Source organism: Parabacteroides sp. AF14-59 (genome assembly GCF_003479515.1).
Taxonomy (GTDB): Bacteria; Bacteroidota; Bacteroidia; order Bacteroidales; family Tannerellaceae; genus Parabacteroides; species Parabacteroides faecis.
In genome coordinates this window covers 1-15,808 of the sequence record NZ_QUHH01000018.1, presented here as the reverse complement: position 1 = coordinate 15,808, position 15,808 = coordinate 1, and the positions used below count along the sequence as shown (strand labels likewise).

15 protein-coding genes are annotated in these 15,808 nt (G+C 41.4%); 7 read left to right on the top strand and 8 right to left on the bottom strand.

The window, feature by feature from the left end; genetic code table 11:
* Nucleotides 1-60 precede the first annotated feature (60 nt).
* Nucleotides 61-828, bottom strand: coding sequence for a hypothetical protein (locus DWW23_RS17895; protein WP_147382627.1), 768 nt, complete (start codon nucleotides 826-828; stop codon nucleotides 61-63).
* Nucleotides 829-1,359: 531 nt separating this feature from the next.
* Between DWW23_RS17895 and DWW23_RS17890 the strand changes: the two genes are divergently transcribed.
* The 5 genes from DWW23_RS17890 to DWW23_RS17870 all read left to right on the top strand — a co-directional run bounded on the left by DWW23_RS17890 (nucleotide 1,360) and on the right by DWW23_RS17870 (nucleotide 9,085).
* Complete coding sequence (locus DWW23_RS17890) at nucleotides 1,360-2,127, top strand: DUF4469 domain-containing protein (protein ID WP_122354726.1); 768 nt, start codon at nucleotides 1,360-1,362, stop codon at nucleotides 2,125-2,127.
* A 180-nt stretch (nucleotides 2,128-2,307) separates the two neighbouring features.
* The gene (locus DWW23_RS17885; RefSeq protein ID WP_122354723.1) at nucleotides 2,308-5,577 is read left to right on the top strand and encodes a SusC/RagA family TonB-linked outer membrane protein; all 3,270 of its coding nucleotides are present in this window, start codon (nucleotides 2,308-2,310) and stop codon (nucleotides 5,575-5,577) included.
* A 23-nt stretch (nucleotides 5,578-5,600) separates the two neighbouring features.
* Nucleotides 5,601-7,583 (top strand): RagB/SusD family nutrient uptake outer membrane protein, encoded by a 1,983-nt coding sequence (locus DWW23_RS17880; RefSeq protein WP_122354721.1) that lies wholly within the window; start codon nucleotides 5,601-5,603, stop codon nucleotides 7,581-7,583.
* Between the two features lie 19 nt (nucleotides 7,584-7,602).
* Nucleotides 7,603-8,346, top strand: a complete 744-nt coding sequence (locus DWW23_RS17875; RefSeq protein ID WP_122354719.1) for a hypothetical protein — start codon at nucleotides 7,603-7,605, stop codon at nucleotides 8,344-8,346.
* Nucleotides 8,347-8,452: 106 nt separating this feature from the next.
* A complete protein-coding gene (locus DWW23_RS17870; protein ID WP_122354717.1) occupies nucleotides 8,453-9,085 on the top strand; it encodes a hypothetical protein in 633 nt (210 codons plus the stop codon).
* 56 nt (nucleotides 9,086-9,141) lie between these two features.
* On the opposite strand, the gene DWW23_RS17865 is transcribed toward DWW23_RS17870, so the two are convergent.
* Together DWW23_RS17865 and DWW23_RS17860 are read right to left on the bottom strand one after the other, a co-directional pair.
* Nucleotides 9,142-9,585 carry an META domain-containing protein gene (locus DWW23_RS17865; protein ID WP_122354715.1) on the bottom strand — a complete coding sequence of 148 codons (444 nt, stop codon included), beginning with the start codon at nucleotides 9,583-9,585 and terminating at the stop codon, nucleotides 9,142-9,144.
* Nucleotides 9,586-9,590: 5 nt separating this feature from the next.
* Entirely contained in the window at nucleotides 9,591-10,016 is a 426-nt protein-coding gene (locus DWW23_RS17860; RefSeq protein WP_122354713.1) for an META domain-containing protein, read from the bottom strand.
* Between the two features lie 186 nt (nucleotides 10,017-10,202).
* Here DWW23_RS17860 and DWW23_RS17855 point away from each other — a divergent pair, with 186 nt between their 5' ends.
* Together DWW23_RS17855 and DWW23_RS17850 are read left to right on the top strand one after the other, a co-directional pair.
* Nucleotides 10,203-11,465 (top strand): M23 family metallopeptidase, encoded by a 1,263-nt coding sequence (locus tag DWW23_RS17855; RefSeq protein ID WP_122354711.1) that lies wholly within the window; start codon nucleotides 10,203-10,205, stop codon nucleotides 11,463-11,465.
* Nucleotides 11,466-11,551: 86 nt separating this feature from the next.
* Nucleotides 11,552-11,920: a YccF domain-containing protein gene (locus DWW23_RS17850; RefSeq protein WP_122354709.1), complete on the top strand. Its 369-nt coding sequence runs from the start codon at nucleotides 11,552-11,554 to the stop codon at nucleotides 11,918-11,920.
* On the opposite strand, the gene DWW23_RS17845 is transcribed toward DWW23_RS17850, so the two are convergent.
* The 5 genes from DWW23_RS17845 to DWW23_RS17825 all read right to left on the bottom strand — a co-directional run.
* Nucleotides 11,917-12,585 carry a M15 family metallopeptidase gene (locus DWW23_RS17845; RefSeq protein ID WP_122354707.1) on the bottom strand — a complete coding sequence of 223 codons (669 nt, stop codon included), beginning with the start codon at nucleotides 12,583-12,585 and terminating at the stop codon, nucleotides 11,917-11,919. The two genes, DWW23_RS17850 and DWW23_RS17845, sit on opposite strands and share 4 nt — an antisense overlap.
* An 11-nt stretch (nucleotides 12,586-12,596) precedes the next feature.
* A complete protein-coding gene (murI, locus tag DWW23_RS17840) occupies nucleotides 12,597-13,430 on the bottom strand; it encodes a glutamate racemase (RefSeq protein WP_122354705.1) in 834 nt (277 codons plus the stop codon).
* A 79-nt stretch (nucleotides 13,431-13,509) separates the two neighbouring features.
* Nucleotides 13,510-14,013, bottom strand: coding sequence for an OmpH family outer membrane protein (locus tag DWW23_RS17835; RefSeq protein ID WP_122354703.1), 504 nt, complete (start codon nucleotides 14,011-14,013; stop codon nucleotides 13,510-13,512).
* Between the two features lie 69 nt (nucleotides 14,014-14,082).
* On the bottom strand, nucleotides 14,083-14,598 hold the full coding sequence (locus tag DWW23_RS17830) for an OmpH family outer membrane protein (protein ID WP_122354701.1): 516 nt from the start codon (nucleotides 14,596-14,598) through the stop codon (nucleotides 14,083-14,085).
* 124 nt (nucleotides 14,599-14,722) lie between these two features.
* On the bottom strand, nucleotides 14,723-15,808 hold a 1,086-nt coding region (locus DWW23_RS17825; protein WP_370449297.1), incomplete at its 5' end, for a BamA/TamA family outer membrane protein.

Here is a 15,808-nt window from a genome sequence, read left to right as displayed (position 1 = left end):
TGTAGTAACAAAAGTAGTCGAAAAATTCTTCAATTTGATCGACTACTTTTGTTTGTTCTACTATATTCCTGTTGTAATAATAGGAGACCAAGCTCCTTCTCCAACATCTTCTGTTTCAAACCTTGTATAGCCACCTTTTATATTAACAGAGCCAGTTATCATAAAATGTTTGTGACTAGTTGAAGTACTATGGGAAATCGAACCTGTCCAATTCCAATACGTTTGTTGATTTGCCCATATCGTAAGAGCAACGCTTTCATTACTCCAGCTACATTCATAATATGCAGTTGAATATAGTATCAGTTTATTACAAAAGCCACATTCTATACCTTCTTTACTCCAAAGATTATAATCAGAACTAGTACCACCGAAAGCATAAGTTATATTGCCATTTTCATCCAAATCATAAAAAACTTTTATCGGAACCTGATTACAAGTATTTCCAAAACAATACCCATAAGTAGCATACACTATTGTAGATCCACCCGTTGCCTTCGTTATAAGTTCCGATGTAAACGGTAATAAAAATGTATACTGATTCCCAACCAGCACTATTTCAATCTCCCGTTCCTCTTTCCTAGGATAGCCAGAATAGCTGCGCAAATCTTCTTGAAAATTCTTTATCTCCGCCTCCGTCAACGGAGTTGTCCTATCCCCTATCTCCACTTTCGGAGAAACACGCCAGCCGGAACTTGCTGCTATCTGCTTTAATTGATTGATATTTACTTCATTTTGATTAATAACCTGATCCAATACTGGTTCATTATCATTTGTACAGCCAACTAAAACAGCCATAATCAATATAAAATATAAGACACTTGATTTCATAGTATAAATGTATTAGAAGATTAAAACAACTGAATATATAATGCGTGGTTAAAAAACACGGCTACATCTTCCCACCTATTCTCTTAGATGCAGCCTATGGTAAGAAATTTTCTATTGTAACTAAATGAATTCATAATATATATTCCAAAACTCCAATCAAGAATCTCGCAAACATATAAAAAAAATCACAATACAGACAACATTATTTATAAAAATAAAATCAACACAATATTTACCCCTAGAATAAACAAGGCGACCAGACACTTTGAATCATTTACATTACAAAACAAAACAACCCTAGTCCTTGGAGAACTAAGGTTGTTTTACTCCGCAAAAATATAGATTAATTTTAAATAACAATAATATTTATTTGAAATATCGTTTTTTTAACTAAATCAATTAACATTTCATCTCTATAAGTGCATGCTAATTCATGTCAAACACCATTTTAAGAGTTCAATCTACTTCAAAAGTAAATAAAACCTCGTTAAAGTACTTAGTTCTCCAAGGACTAAATAAACTAATATTAATATGGCAGCAACAGAACCTAAAATGCGCAGCATTACAGGAAAATTAACACCGAACAAATTGACTGAACGCGAAGACGACTTCACTTGTAATATTGTTTATCAGGCAAACCGAGACATAAAAGCTCTTTGCCAGTTAGCCGCAGCAAACAGTAAATTCTCTGCCTCAGAACTGGAAAGTGCTTACAACGCCCTGAAAGAACAGGCAAAAATCGAATTATACAATGCTTCTACCGTAGAATTTGGTTTTACGACTAACTCATTAGGAGCTGACGGCCCGTTCATCGGTCCGGATGCGAAATTCAATCAAACGAAAAACAAGGTCGTTCTACGAAGTGTTCCCCTCGCCGAACTAAAAAAAGATCTCGACAATATAACTGTCATCATCTCCGGAACATCTGAGGGTCTACCGGTCATAACAGTAGTGACAGATGTAACGACAGGAAGCGTAAACAATCAGATCACACCGGGAGGCGGCCTGAACGGGGAAGGAAACCGCGTAAGAATTATCGGCGAAGAAGGGAAAGAAGTCGGTTTCTATTTTATTTCCATAGCAGACAAAACAGAGACAAAGGTTCCGGTAGCCTCATTGTTACGCAACGATCCATCCTATTTCTCTTTCATCATTCCGCCTTTGGCAGCCGGTACTTACTATCTGGAAATTGCAACCCAGTCAAGCGGTAATACAAAATTTTTAGTAAGCGAACCCCGCCGCAACCGTTTCCCCTACGTGCTGACAGTTGGAGGAAGCGACAGGCCGGAAATAGAATAAATCATTTCCGGTGACCGGAAGAGTGTTCTTCCGATGACTGGAAGTGTACTCTTCCGATAGCTGGAAGCGTGCTCTTCCGATGAGTGGAAGCGTACTCTTCCAACCATCAGAAAAATACCAAAACAAAATCAGAGAGTTTTTTTACCTATACATATTAATATTAAACTAAAAACGCACATTATGCTAAAAAACTTCAAACCGATTGGTTTAATGCTGTTTGCAGGCATATTATGTTCTCCCGAGAGCATAAAAGCCGACACAACACCCATTAGACCGAGTGTGAGCATTTCCCAACAAAACGGGAAAGTGACAGGAACAGTAGAAGATGAATTCGGTCCCGTAGCCGGAGCCTCAGTCATTGTGAAAGGAACCACAAACGGTATTATTACCGACATGGACGGTAATTTCACATTAGAGGGTGTAAAACAAGGAAACATCATCCAAATCTCTTTCATCGGTTACACTACGCAGGAAATCAAGTACACAGGTCAGGCATCTATTAATGTCAAGTTAATGGAAGACTCACAGACCTTGGACGAAGTAGTCGTAACCGGTTTCAGCGGCGTACAGAAAGCCAAGACATTGACCGCTTCTGCCGTTACCGTAAAGATGGAATCGATTGCCAAATTGCCGGTGACTTCCGTCAGCGACGGTTTGGGAGGCCGCGTAGCCGGTATCATCTCACAGGCACGTTCCGGCGCTCCGGGTGAAACTTCTAAGATTTGGATCCGTGGTGGTAGCGATATTTTGTATGTAGTCGACGATGTAGTAATGGAAACAGAACAGGGTGAAGTATTCTTTAACCGTCTGCGTCCGGAAGATATCGCTTCCATGACTATTCTGAAAGATGCATCGGCTACAGCCGTATATGGTCCGCGTGCCAGCGACGGTGTAGTAGTGGTAACGACGAAAAGAGGCCAGGAAGGCTCCCTGGATATCACGGTGAACCAAAAGTTCACACTTATGACCCCTTCTTACAGACCTAAATCTATGAGCTCATGGGACTATGTGAATATGAAAAATGAATTGTATGCAGCCAATATGGAAGAAAATCCGGCATACAATACGACACAAATGTCCAAATATTATATGGGGCATCTGAGCCAGCAAGGATATGGCCGCCAGGAAATCACCGATATGGTCAACCAGAAATATAATATGGGATATTCATTACAAGATGTAAACGATCTGTTCAATCCGTTTGTAACCCAGGGCGGTGATATTAACAACTACTATACATATGAAGATCCCTGGGACTGGTTCAACAACACACAGCCGATGACACAAACGAACATAAGTGTACGTGGTGGTGGCGAACGCGTCAGATACTATTCCAGTTTAGGATATTTAAACCAGTCAGGTATCAGCGATACGTATAACTACGAACAGTACAATGCCATCGTCAATACGGAAGCCTTTTTGCTTAAAGACAAAAGCCTGCGGTTCACCATGAACCTGAATGGGATCATGGCTAAAAAGAAACAACCGGAAGGCGGCGACGGTATCTTCAACTCGGTTTTGATTGAAGGTGATGAAATCCATTCAATACCACGTAACTGGACAACCGGTTTGGACAGAGCCGGAGGTTTGGACTCCAGACTGCGCAATGGTTTTAATAATACAGACGACTACCGTTTGCAGGCCAGTATGGGATTAAAATGGAATATACCCTGGGTAGAAGGTCTGGCAGCCAGCGCAAGCCTCAACTTCAACCACAGTTATTCAATGAACAAAGTCTTCAAACATCCGGAAGAAGGAGTATATGCAAATCCGTATGCAACACAGGAAAATAACTTCAACCCGAATGATGCCCATCTGACACAGACATGGAATAACTATTCTTTGACAACCGGTATCTTCCAGGTGGATTATAACCGTTCTTTCGGTAAGCATAATCTGTCGGCCATGGCCAACTACCAAAGCCAGGTAAGAAATACCAACAAATCCATGGCCAAAAAATATGGTTATCCGACCACTTTCTATCCGCAAATAGACGGCGGATCAACCATGGAAAGTATGAGTGGTACAGAAGGACAATGGGGTTCGGCGAGTTGGGTCGGACGTGTCTCATATGATTACGACAGCAAATATTTGTTGCAATTTAGCGCAAACTATAACGGTTCTCTATGCTACCACCCGGACAAGCGTTGGGGATTTTTCTATGCAGTATCAGGCGGTTGGGTTCTGACAGAAGAAAGCTTTATCAAGGATATCATCAACACGGATTATATCAATATGTTCAAGATCCGTGCCGGATATGGCGTGGTTGGTAAAGAACTTTCAGATCCGTTCAGTTATATGAACCAGTATGAGTTGTCAAAAACTATCTTGACAGGTGAAAACATGAGTTCAAGCTCCGCCTGGAAAGAAAGTAACGTATCCAGCAATCTGACCTGGGGTGAATCGCAACAGATCAGTGGTGGAGTTGACTTCGGATTTTTCAAGGATCGGTTAAGCGGTTCATTCGATACTTATTTATATCTGAACAAAGGTGACGAAATGGATATGAATCCTAAACTGACCTACACGCCTGTCCTGGGTTTGCCCAATACTCCGAAAATGAATGCTCCTTACGTGACCACGCATCAAGGTGGTGTTGAATTCAATTTAAACTGGAATGACCAGATCGGTGATTTCACTTATAAAATCGGAGCTAACTATACCTATTGGGATAAAATAACGGTAAGACACACCAAAGAAGAGAGTGACTATTACTATCCGAACTTAACGGATCTGGGTAAAAGAAACCAAGTGAAAACTTATACAGTAGCATGGCAAACAAACGGTCTGTTCACATCTTATGAAGATATGTACAATTCCTACCTGCATTTCACCCGTAACCACACTCTCGGTACATTCAGGATGCAAGATATCAATGGTGACGGTGTATTGAACGGCGGTGACCAGGTTTGGGATGAAAGAGGCGGCGAAGTTCCACAAACGCTGTACGGTATCACACTTGGCCTGGGCTGGAAAGATTTCAGCTTTGAAATCTTCCTGCAGGGAGCCACCAACGTTACCGGAGATGTAGTCTCTCCTGCCCGTTCACAACAGGATTACTATTGGAAATACGCTAAATACCTGTGGCAGGAATCTTACACACCAAGCAACCCGATCACAAACAAGCTGCCGTTGCCTACCAACTCCACTTATGGCTGGGGATACAGCTATGTCGATTCCTGGGTATATGACGCATCTTACCTGAAGCTCAAGAATATCAGCGTAAGTTACGATTTAAAACGGAGAGTACTTAAAAACGTAAGCTACATCAAAGGTTTACAGTTGAACTTCATTGCCAACAATGTACATACCTGGGTTAAGAAAAGTAATCCGTTCAAAAATTTAACGGACCCGGAATATCTACCGGCCAACTCGATCTGGGGCGGAAATAAATTCGGTAGCTATCCTACCCAACGCTCTTTCACACTCAGTGCTACATTAACATTGTAATCACAACAGACAAATTAAGAAATATGAAGAAAATAAATATATTCGCGTTACTCGCAGCCGTATGTTTCTCGAGTTGCGATCCATTAGGAATCGAACCGACTACCAGCGTTTTCGAAGACCAGTTCTGGGAAAACCCGCAGTTGTCCCGTTCCTTTGTCAATCAATTTTACTTGTGGGCGCCTGCCGGTGCCAATGATGCTTTCAGATCAGAACAATGGTCTGACAACGCAGTCGGTAATGTTGACCGTGACCAGACTACCTTCCGCCAATATGATTTTAACAATAGGCGGTATGATGAATTAACTGGCATTACCAGTCTGACAGGAGCTCCATGGGGTGACGGCTACAAAAATATTCGCCAGGTCAACCTTGCCATCGAACGAATTCCCAGTGTTCCGAATATGACCGAAGAAGCAAGAGATCAACTAATGGCAGAAAGTTATGCCTTCAGAGCTCAGTTTTATTTCGATATGGAAAGGTACTGGGGAGGATTACCTATCGTTACAAACTCTATGACCATATTTGATGAGACAATGCTTGCACAAAATACCCGTGAGGAAGTCTTCGACCAGGTTTTGGCTGATTATGACAAATCATTGGAATACTTTGGTAAAATGACCGGCAAACCGACATTAGGCCTGATTAATGCAGATGCTGTTCAGGTGTTGAAATCACGTGCCGCCCTGACTGCTGCCTGTGCTGCGGCAGCATCATCTAAAGGTCTGTATGACAAGTTGGCCGGTTCAGACAAAAGCAAAGCTCTTTACAGGTTCACCAAAGATGCGAATCATTATTATCAGATTGCCTACAATGCAGCCAAATCTGTTATCGGCAAGTATTCGTTAGATCCGGATTACCGGAATCTGTTCAACGGAGCAACAGGTCATACCTCTGTTGAGTCTATTTGGCCGATGATGTTCAATGAATCCAACAGAAGCGGATTTAACCCGGCTAATTATGCACATCCCGGAGGTAGAATGTACGGGGCAACAACAGATCATAGCCCAGACTGGGGCGGTGGTGTCGGTGGCACATATCCTACTCAGGAGCTGGTTGACTGTTATTACCAGAAAGACAAAGCAACAGGCAAATGGATGCAATGGTGGAAAACACAGCAGGCTAAAGAGATGGGGGTTGAAGCCGGAGCAAACGGAGCTTTAAAAGCAACAACGAAAGATTATCAGTTGATGTATACCGACAGAGACAAACGTTTCTATACGACTGTACTTTATGACGGTTCTTATTATGCAGATAAAGAAGGAGTTGAAAAATGTCTGGTTGGTGTATGGATCGATTATTCGGTACCAACAAAAACTGAAAAATACAGCGCATTGCATACCACTTACAAATCTTCGGAAAAACTGGAAATAGCAGGCCGCGGCCAGTCTTCGATGACCGGATATTATACTGCTAAATATGTTCCCGGAAAATTTAAGGAAGATGGAACCCTGGAGGCAAAACAAACATCTATTTCATTCTTCATGGTACGTTACGCCGAAGCACTGCTAAATATGGCCGAAGCTGCATACAAGCTGGGAGGAAAAGAAAGTGAGGTTGTAGATGCCATCAACCAGATCCGTAATCGTGCCGGCTTGGACAACTTCGATGCATCTGTTGTCGGACATAATTTATGGGAAGAATACCAATTGCAACGCCGTATTGAATTTGCATTCGAAGTGCCGTCTCACCGCTATTTCGATTTGCTCAGATGGGGTGAATCAGAAGGTAAAACTGTAATCGAAGAACTAAACAAGCCTTCTTCCGGTATGTTTATTTTCCGCAAGGGTATCGAAAGCGAAAAAGTGGAAGATAACGGCTATCCGGCACTGGAAACAGATCCTAAATATTTCACTCCGTACTTCGAAGTGCGTCCGATAGATAACTCATATTACGAACGCAAATTCAACAACGCAGTGTTTTATAAACTTCCTTTTGCAAAAACAACTTTGGAAAGTGACAAGAATCTGGTTCAGAATCCGGGTTGGGAAAACAGAAGCTATCAATAACATTTAAACAGAAATAAGTATGAAACTTAAAAATATATTAATCGCAGCAGTATGTTGCCTGACAGCTCTATCAGGTTGTCAAAGCGGATTAGTCTACGATGAAGTACCCGAATCCATTTATACAAACGTGAATTTGGGTTCCGGCCTGGCTAAAGTCCGTGTCCGTGAACTGTTTACAAACAAGATCTGGCAAGTAAACCATAACGACGGAAAAGGTCAGTGGTTAGAGAACTGGCTTGCTCAGACGCTTATCAGTGAAAGTTTCCAAAACGGAATAGATTATACCAATAACACCGGTTCAGATGTTACTATCATGGGCAAAGTGTTAAAAGCAGGAGAAACGATGTTCGTACAAAATACATTGGAAGTTGTGGACGACAGTTCTGCCCCCGACGGGAAGAAATATATAATCCATGTCTTTTCTCCGGCAAACGTGATGTACACAACACCCAACAAAGGACATCTGTTTGTAGCATCTGCTTTTGATGGTGACAATCTACACCCCGTATTCGTTGAAGAAGTAGAAACGGGTAAATATCGTTCCGCAATCGTACCGGTAAGGCAAGACGCATTAGTCATAGAACTTATCCTGGAAGATATGTATGCATGCCGGGTGGAACCGGTTAACGGAGCACCGACTTTAGGTGCCCCCGGAGATTTCACCAAACCACATCAATATATGGTTATTAATACAACTTTCAGACCGGAAGGTGTTCCTGAAACAAGACGGTTGTATGAAATTCAGGTGCAGCTATTAAAATAAAACGATAACTTTTTATGTTAGTAGAGCTGTGAAGCTCTACTAACTCGATTACTATTTACGGGAATTTTATACGACTATATTCATTTACCCCATAAATAAGTCAAAAATGAAATACATTCTAATTCTTTTAATTTCTTGTTTCGAATTGTTCAACGTTTATTCCCAAGAAGATAATACACCTTATCTTTTTCCTGAATTTACGAAAGGATATGTTTATTACAAAGACGGAAGAATATTCCATGTACCGCTCAACTATAATTTATTCAATGGAAAGTTTTTCTTCATTGACAATGATAATATAAAGAAAGAGTTTTCCGATCCGAATATGGTTACTTCTCTCAAAATAGGAGAAAGAACTTTTCTACCGGTTTCAAGCAAAGAAACAGCTGAATTAATCCAATCTGAACCTAAAATCCTTGTCCAATACAATGGAACAAGGAAAATCAAAAAAGATTTGACATATGGTGGTAAAACAGAAACAGCTTCTGTCGAAGGCTATAGCAATCTCATATATGGTTCAGGAGATTACCAAGCAAATACTTTTTTAGACAAGATCAAGTATAAATTCTATATTGAAAAAGGTAAAGGGTTTAAGAGTTTCTCTACAGAAAAACAATTCTTAAAAATATTCTCTAAACACAAAGAGCAGCTTAAACAATACATTGATGGTAATAAGATAGATTTTGAGACTATTGGCGAAGTTAAAAAATTATGCAACTATGCTCTATCTTTGAACTGAAAAGAGGTGGCCTCCTTCAACAGGGCCACCTCTTCTAATTTATAATGTTTGTATTATCATTTCTTTTCGATAACCATCAGCTTCCCGTTATCGGTCCCGTAAAAAGCAATCGTATTCACAGGTTTCACATTTCCTTCTGCCTCAAAACGGACTACTTTGTTCAGAGCTTCCAGAAACTCCTGTTCTCCCTTCAAATTAGGACACGCCATACGTGTTGTTGCCACTTGAGGAAACTTAATGATGTTTTTTCTGGCTTCCGAATATTCAATATTCCCATTCATACGATTACAACCTGCATTTCCTGACAAATGGTTGCGTGCAACGTCAATGACTATGAGCTGGTTTCTTTCTGACGGGTCTAACTTTTTACCGTTCAGTTCTACCACACTCCATTCTCCATTCAAATCGGAATAAGATGCAACCACTGCTTTTTGTGATTTACAGGAAGCAAATACGGCTATTCCCACAACTGCCAGGCATAGATATAAATACTTCTTCATTTCTGTTAGTTTTTAGATAAAACAAGCAGAACATTACCGTCCTGATCGATCAATGTCATTTCACTCTCGGAACTACCGGCTTTTACCGCTTTCACATTACCCATAGCCTGCATAATGGCATCTTCTGTAGCCATATCCGGACAAGCCATCATCGTTGCAGCACCCGGTGCAATGGTTATTGCAGAAATGTCTTTATCATCCAATGTAAAAGAAGAATTGAACATATTACAGCCTGCATTGCCATGCAATTTATTCTGCGCCATATCAAACTCCATATAGGGTAATCCTTCCTTCAGAATCTTTTCACCTTTCACCTCTATTACATTCCATTTACCTTCCAGTTTCTTGGCATCTGTTTTGGCTTCAGAACAAGAAATCATCATCCCAAGTACCATCGGGAGCATCAATACATAAAAAATCACTCTTTTCATAATCTATACTATTTGTTATATCACTTACAAAGATAAGACGCCAAATCCATCTAAATTGTTCCCCAAAGGTACTGTATTTAGTTAACATTAACAATCCATTCCTGCATAGCCTCCCTCATCCTTCTGAGGTTTTACATTATTTTCTGTAAGTTTGCACCCGACGAACAAACTATAAATGAGGATATAATGAAGGGATCGGGCATTGCACCTATTTTGATTTTACTATTTATATTAGGTATCTCCTGTAAAAACACACCTAAACAATGCGAAGAAGAAGTAGACAGCGAATGGATCGACAGTCTGCAACGTGTATACCAATACGGCATCTGCATCGATACACTGGATATAAAAGAATATAAGATGAAAAACGGCGATAACCCTGCCGCTATATTCTCAAGCCTCGGTTTTTCCGCTCTTATGGCCGACAGTATCAGCAGATCGTCTCTCGAGGTGCTGGATCCTACCAAATTACAAGCAGGCATGCACTATTATACATTCAGCATGCAAGATAGTACCGCCCAAATCCGATACATCGCTTTTGCCAAAACAAAGACAGACTATGCCGTGATCGATTTTACCGGTGATACTATCAGTGCCTATGAATTTAATAAGCCGATCACTTTAAAACGCCAATATGTGGAAGGTACTATAAACTCTTCGCTATGGAACGTACTGCAATCGAATGGCGTAAACCCGTTACTGGCAATTAATATAGCCGATGTTTTTGCCTGGCAGATCGACTTTTATGATGTCAAAGAGGGGGATTCTTTCCGCGTACTATACGATATTGCTTATATAGACGATACAACCGCTTTAAATATAAGCAGCATTCAGGGAGCTATATTTACCCATCAGGGAAAAGATTTTGTCGCCATTCCCTTTACCCAGGACAGTGTCTTCGAATACTTCGATCAGGATGGGAACAGTTTGAGAAAGGCTTTCCTGAAAGCTCCTCTGGATATCTTCCGCATCACCTCACGTTTTACGAATGCCCGTTTTCATCCGATCCTGAAACGCTATCGTGCACACCACGGGGTCGATTACGCGGCACCGGTCGGGACTCCTGTCAAGAGTATCGGAGCCGGAACTGTCATAGCCAAAGGATATCAGAATGGCGGAGGAAACTTCCTGAAAGTACAACATAACTCCGTATATACCACCACCTATATGCACCTCAGTAGGTTTGCCAAAGGCATACAGGTAGGTAGCCATGTTCAGCAGGGCGAAGTCATTGCTTATGTCGGTTCAACCGGCCTTTCAACCGGTCCACACCTGGATTTCCGGGTACATAAGAACGGGCAACCGATAAATCCTTTAAATATGGAAGCACCGCCCTCTCTTCCTGTCAAGCCTGAATTACGTGACAGTTTTCAGTTGGCTAAACAACAATTTTTTGCCGAACTGGATAGCATGCAGAAGCTATCCAATGAGTGCCTACCCGCTAACTGACGGGTGACTATCGATTTCAGAACCGATAACTATTGCTTTTAATGAGATTTATGGTACATTTGTAAACACGATAAATGTATTGATATATGAAATTTTTAGGCAATATCATCTGGTTAATATTCGGTGGACTGATCACCAGTATCGAATATCTGGTCTCAAGTCTGCTACTGATGATCACGATCATTGGCATTCCTTTCGGATTACAGACACTGAAACTGGCTTTACTGGCCTTGTGGCCTTTCGGTAGTACGGTTACGGATAATGGGAATTCCGGCGGTTGTCTTTGTATCATTATGAATATACTCTGGATCATACTGGGGGGATTCTGGATTTGCTTGACTCACCTGGGATTCGGCCTGTTGCTATGTATTACAATCATCGGTATTCCCTGGGGTAGGCAACATTTCAAAATGGCTGCCCTTGCGCTGACTCCTTTCGGAAAGAATATCAATTAATCCAGTACCGGATAACTTTGCCGGGCTTCTGCCCGGCTACAAGCATTAAAATGCCACCATTCGTATGGAATGATACGGAATCCGGCTTGTTTCATGACCCGGCGCAACAGCTGACGGTTATTATATGCTGCACGGCCTATTTTACCGGCATTCAATAAGGCATCCTCATTATTCGTATGAGCTTCTTCCCCAAAGAAATCGAAAGGTGTTCCCATAGGAAGAGGTTCGCCTGTCTCGTCCAGAATAGTCACGTCTACGGCCATTCCATAATTATGTAGTCCTCCTCCATTTGCCGGATTACTCACATAATTCACTTTATCCGTTCCGCAGACAAGTGCCCACATTTTACGTTGCACCGACATCGGACGGGCGGCATCATAGACGACCAAAGTGAAGCCTGGCTGTTCTTTTTTCAATAATCGTTGCGCAGCTATAAGCTTTTTTGCAGCATCCGGATGAAGCCAGGCACGTGTTATTCCGGTATAAACGGCTTCTTTCATAAAATTATCGGCTGTTGCGTAAACCAGCTGTACACGTATTGTTGAGTCCAATGTAGCAATATCCACCAATCCCTTATTATGTAAATAAGTATCCAATTCCTCCGCACTACCGCGAGCACAAAAAAGGAATACTACCAACAGGAAAATATGTTTTTGCCAACTCATTGGAAATCTTTTTAATCTATAGAAATCTGCTCTACCTCTATAGGATCATTCAGGAAGACAGAGGCGGCATCTGAAAACTTTGCAGCCGATTCCGTTGTCAGAAACCGGCATTCTCCACCACGGGTAAGCCGCCGGTTCATTTCCGGATGCCTGTTTAAGTAATCTATCAGGCTCTCCGCCACGTATTCGCCCTGAGGGAGCACTGTGATCCCGGCCGGTAAATACTGCTTGATTTTGCCAATTAAAAGAGGATAATGCGTGCATCCCAATACCAGAGTATCTATCCTGGGATCCACAGATAAAATATGATCCAAATGCTTTTTTACAAAATAGTCTGCCCCCGGAGAATCGAACTCATTATTCTCAACCAAAGGGGCCCACATCGGACATGCTTCCCCCGTCACCTTAATATGTGGAAACATTTTACCAATCTCAAGCGAATAAGATTGAGAAGAGATCGTACCGGAAGTACCTAAAATGCCGATATGCTTTGTTGTACTGATCTGGTCCATTATCTCCACTGTCGGACGAATAACCCCCAGCACACGGCGTTCTGCATCCCATTCAGGAAGATCTAGCTGCTGAATGGAACGCAACGCTTTTGCCGAAGCAGTGTTACAAGCCAAAATAACCAATTGGCATCCTTCTTCAAACAACTTCAATACAGCCTGACGGGTAAACCGGTAAACGACCTCAAACGAACGTTGCCCATACGGGGCACGTGCATTATCACCTAAATAAATATAGTCATATTCAGGCATTGCCTGGCGGATTTTATCGAAGACAGTCAACCCGCCATAACCGGAATCAAAAATCCCTATCGGTCCTGTTTGTTGTGAAAACATATTTCTTCCTTCTTTTATAATACAACAAAGGATGCCCTCCATAGAAAGGCATCCTTTATTATATATCTAATTAGAATTATTATTTCAAACCTAATTTAGCTTTTACCAGCGGAGTTGCATCGATTGCTGAATTACCAGTATAAAGAACGATGCCAGGATTGTTATCAAGCATATATGTATAGCCTTTTTCATCTCCTACAGCTTTGATAGCAGCTCTGAGCTTTTCCTGGATCGGAGCCAGCAGTTCCTGCTGTTTTTTACTCATATCCTGTTGTGCAACCTGAGTAAAGTTATCCACTCTCTGCTGAATATCCTGCAATTCCTGCATTCTTCTTACTTTGATATTTTCAGTCATTGAGTCCTGTTGGGCGATATAATCAGCATATTTTTTCTGCCATTCATCTTCCATCGTTTTCATCTCGCCGGCATATTTGTCATTCATTTGCTTTAACGTTTCCTGCATAGCCGTTATTTCCGGCATTACAGACATAATTTCCTGAGAATTTACGATCGCTACTTTCATTTCCTGAGCAAAAACTCCTAACGGGAGGATCATCAACAAAAAAATAATCAGTTTCTTCATTTTCTATAAAATATTACTTGTTATTAATCAATCATTTTTTTTGTGCATAAAGCGCACAAATGTAAGCATTTATTTTGAATATCCTAACTTTAACAGCACTTCATTGCTAATATCTATCTTCGGAGAAGCATAAATAATATTCATAGCAGCAGCACGGTCAACAACCATTTGATATCCTTTGTCATCCGAAATTTCTTTCACTGCGTTGTATATCTCATCCTGAATAGGCTTCATCAGACTTTCACGCTTCTTATACAACTCACCTTCCGGCCCGAAATACTGACGTTTCAAGTCTTGTGCTTCCTGTTCCTTCTTCACAATTTCCTCTTCACGCTTCGTTTTCATCTCGGCAGAAAGAAACACCAGGTCACTCTGATAGGTCTTATACATATTTTGCGCTTCCTGCTGAATAGCTTCCACCTCGTTCTGCCATTTCTTCGACACCTGGCTCAACTGTTCGTTTGTCATTTCATAAGCCGGAATATTTTTAAGAATATATTCCATATCTATCAAAGCAAACTTTTGCGCCATACCGGCAAAAGAGCAGAGGAGCATCATACAACTCAAAACAATAATCTTCTTCATACGCTTTCTTTTTATAGTTTCACTCTCTGACTACAAATATAGCGGAGGGTTTACTTTGTTCCAACGAATTATGGTTAACGCTTGACGATGAATTGTTAAATTTAGATTAATCCATTGTTTTTTATTAGAACTCCTGTCCAATAATGAAGTGGAAGTTACTACCACCAGCACTACGTGAACCATCGACCTTGTCGAAACCGTATGCCCAGTCGATACCCATCAAACCGATCATCGGAAGGAAGATACGAACACCGACACCGGCAGAACGTTTCAAGTCAAACGGATTAAAGCTCTTCAAATCTCTCCAAGCATTACCGGCTTCAGCAAATACAAGACCGTAAATCGTAGAAGACGGTTCCAGCAAGAACGGATAACGTAACTCCATGGCCAGGCGGGAGTAAGCATAACCGTAAGAACTATATCCACCGTTACCGGCGATACTACCGTTTTCGTAACCTCTCAAACCAATCGTTTCCGTTGCGTATGTACTGGAGTATCCACTCATACCGTCACCACCCATATAGAAGGTTTCGAACGGAGAACGTTTATGTTTGTTGTAAGATCCCAGGAAGCCGTATTCCACACGGGTCATCAATACCGGTGTACGCTTAACTGCTGTAGGAGCCAACGGAGAGAAGATCTTTGCTTTGAACTTCCACTTATGGTATTCAATAAGTTTAAACTTGCTTTCGTCATTATCGCTCATGTTTGCATAATCCTTTCCATCCCATAAAGAATAAGGAGGAGTTGCACTGACAGACAAAGAGAATTGTGAACCACGACGAGTATACAGCGGGTTGTCGATAGAGTTACGCTGCAACATCAATTCCAGGTTTATATTATGGCAATTGCCATTCTGTACCAGGAAGTATGCCCAGTCGTGCATCATATACAACTGATAATTCAATGTAGCCATGAACTGGAAGTAGTCATCCGGCCAGTTCAAACGTTTACCGTAACCGGCAGAAAGTCCGAACATCATGATCGACTTATCCGGGTCGTATGCCAATTCGTAGTTGTTGTTATACCCATAACCATAACTACCGCCGTAACCTCCATACATACCACCGTAACCTCCATAATATGGATAACCGCTATAATAATTAGACATACTATTATTATAATAGTTACTACTGATATCAGTCTGTTTAGAGAAGTAAGCACTTACGGAAAGCGTATTCGGGCGTCTGCCTCCGAACCACGGGTCCAT

Excerpts from the sequence above, each read along its gene's own strand:
- DWW23_RS17855 (WP_122354711.1), top strand. The coding sequence starts at position 10,203 with ATGAAGGGATCGGGCATTGCACCTATTTTGATTTTACTATTTATATTA.
- DWW23_RS17885 (WP_122354723.1), top strand. The coding sequence starts at position 2,308 with ATGCTAAAAAACTTCAAACCGATTGGTTTAATGCTGTTTGCAGGCATA.
- DWW23_RS17845 (WP_122354707.1), bottom strand. The coding sequence starts at position 12,585 with ATGAGTTGGCAAAAACATATTTTCCTGTTGGTAGTATTCCTTTTTTGT.
- DWW23_RS17875 (WP_122354719.1), top strand. The coding sequence starts at position 7,603 with ATGAAACTTAAAAATATATTAATCGCAGCAGTATGTTGCCTGACAGCT.
- DWW23_RS17865 (WP_122354715.1), bottom strand. The coding sequence starts at position 9,585 with ATGAAGAAGTATTTATATCTATGCCTGGCAGTTGTGGGAATAGCCGTA.
- DWW23_RS17860 (WP_122354713.1), bottom strand. The coding sequence starts at position 10,016 with ATGAAAAGAGTGATTTTTTATGTATTGATGCTCCCGATGGTACTTGGG.
- DWW23_RS17890 (WP_122354726.1), top strand. The coding sequence starts at position 1,360 with ATGGCAGCAACAGAACCTAAAATGCGCAGCATTACAGGAAAATTAACA.
- DWW23_RS17850 (WP_122354709.1), top strand. The coding sequence starts at position 11,552 with ATGAAATTTTTAGGCAATATCATCTGGTTAATATTCGGTGGACTGATC.
- murI (WP_122354705.1), bottom strand. The coding sequence starts at position 13,430 with ATGTTTTCACAACAAACAGGACCGATAGGGATTTTTGATTCCGGTTAT.
- DWW23_RS17880 (WP_122354721.1), top strand. The coding sequence starts at position 5,601 with ATGAAGAAAATAAATATATTCGCGTTACTCGCAGCCGTATGTTTCTCG.
- DWW23_RS17870 (WP_122354717.1), top strand. The coding sequence starts at position 8,453 with ATGAAATACATTCTAATTCTTTTAATTTCTTGTTTCGAATTGTTCAAC.
- DWW23_RS17830 (WP_122354701.1), bottom strand. The coding sequence starts at position 14,598 with ATGAAGAAGATTATTGTTTTGAGTTGTATGATGCTCCTCTGCTCTTTT.
- DWW23_RS17895 (WP_147382627.1), bottom strand. The coding sequence starts at position 828 with ATGAAATCAAGTGTCTTATATTTTATATTGATTATGGCTGTTTTAGTT.
- DWW23_RS17835 (WP_122354703.1), bottom strand. The coding sequence starts at position 14,013 with ATGAAGAAACTGATTATTTTTTTGTTGATGATCCTCCCGTTAGGAGTT.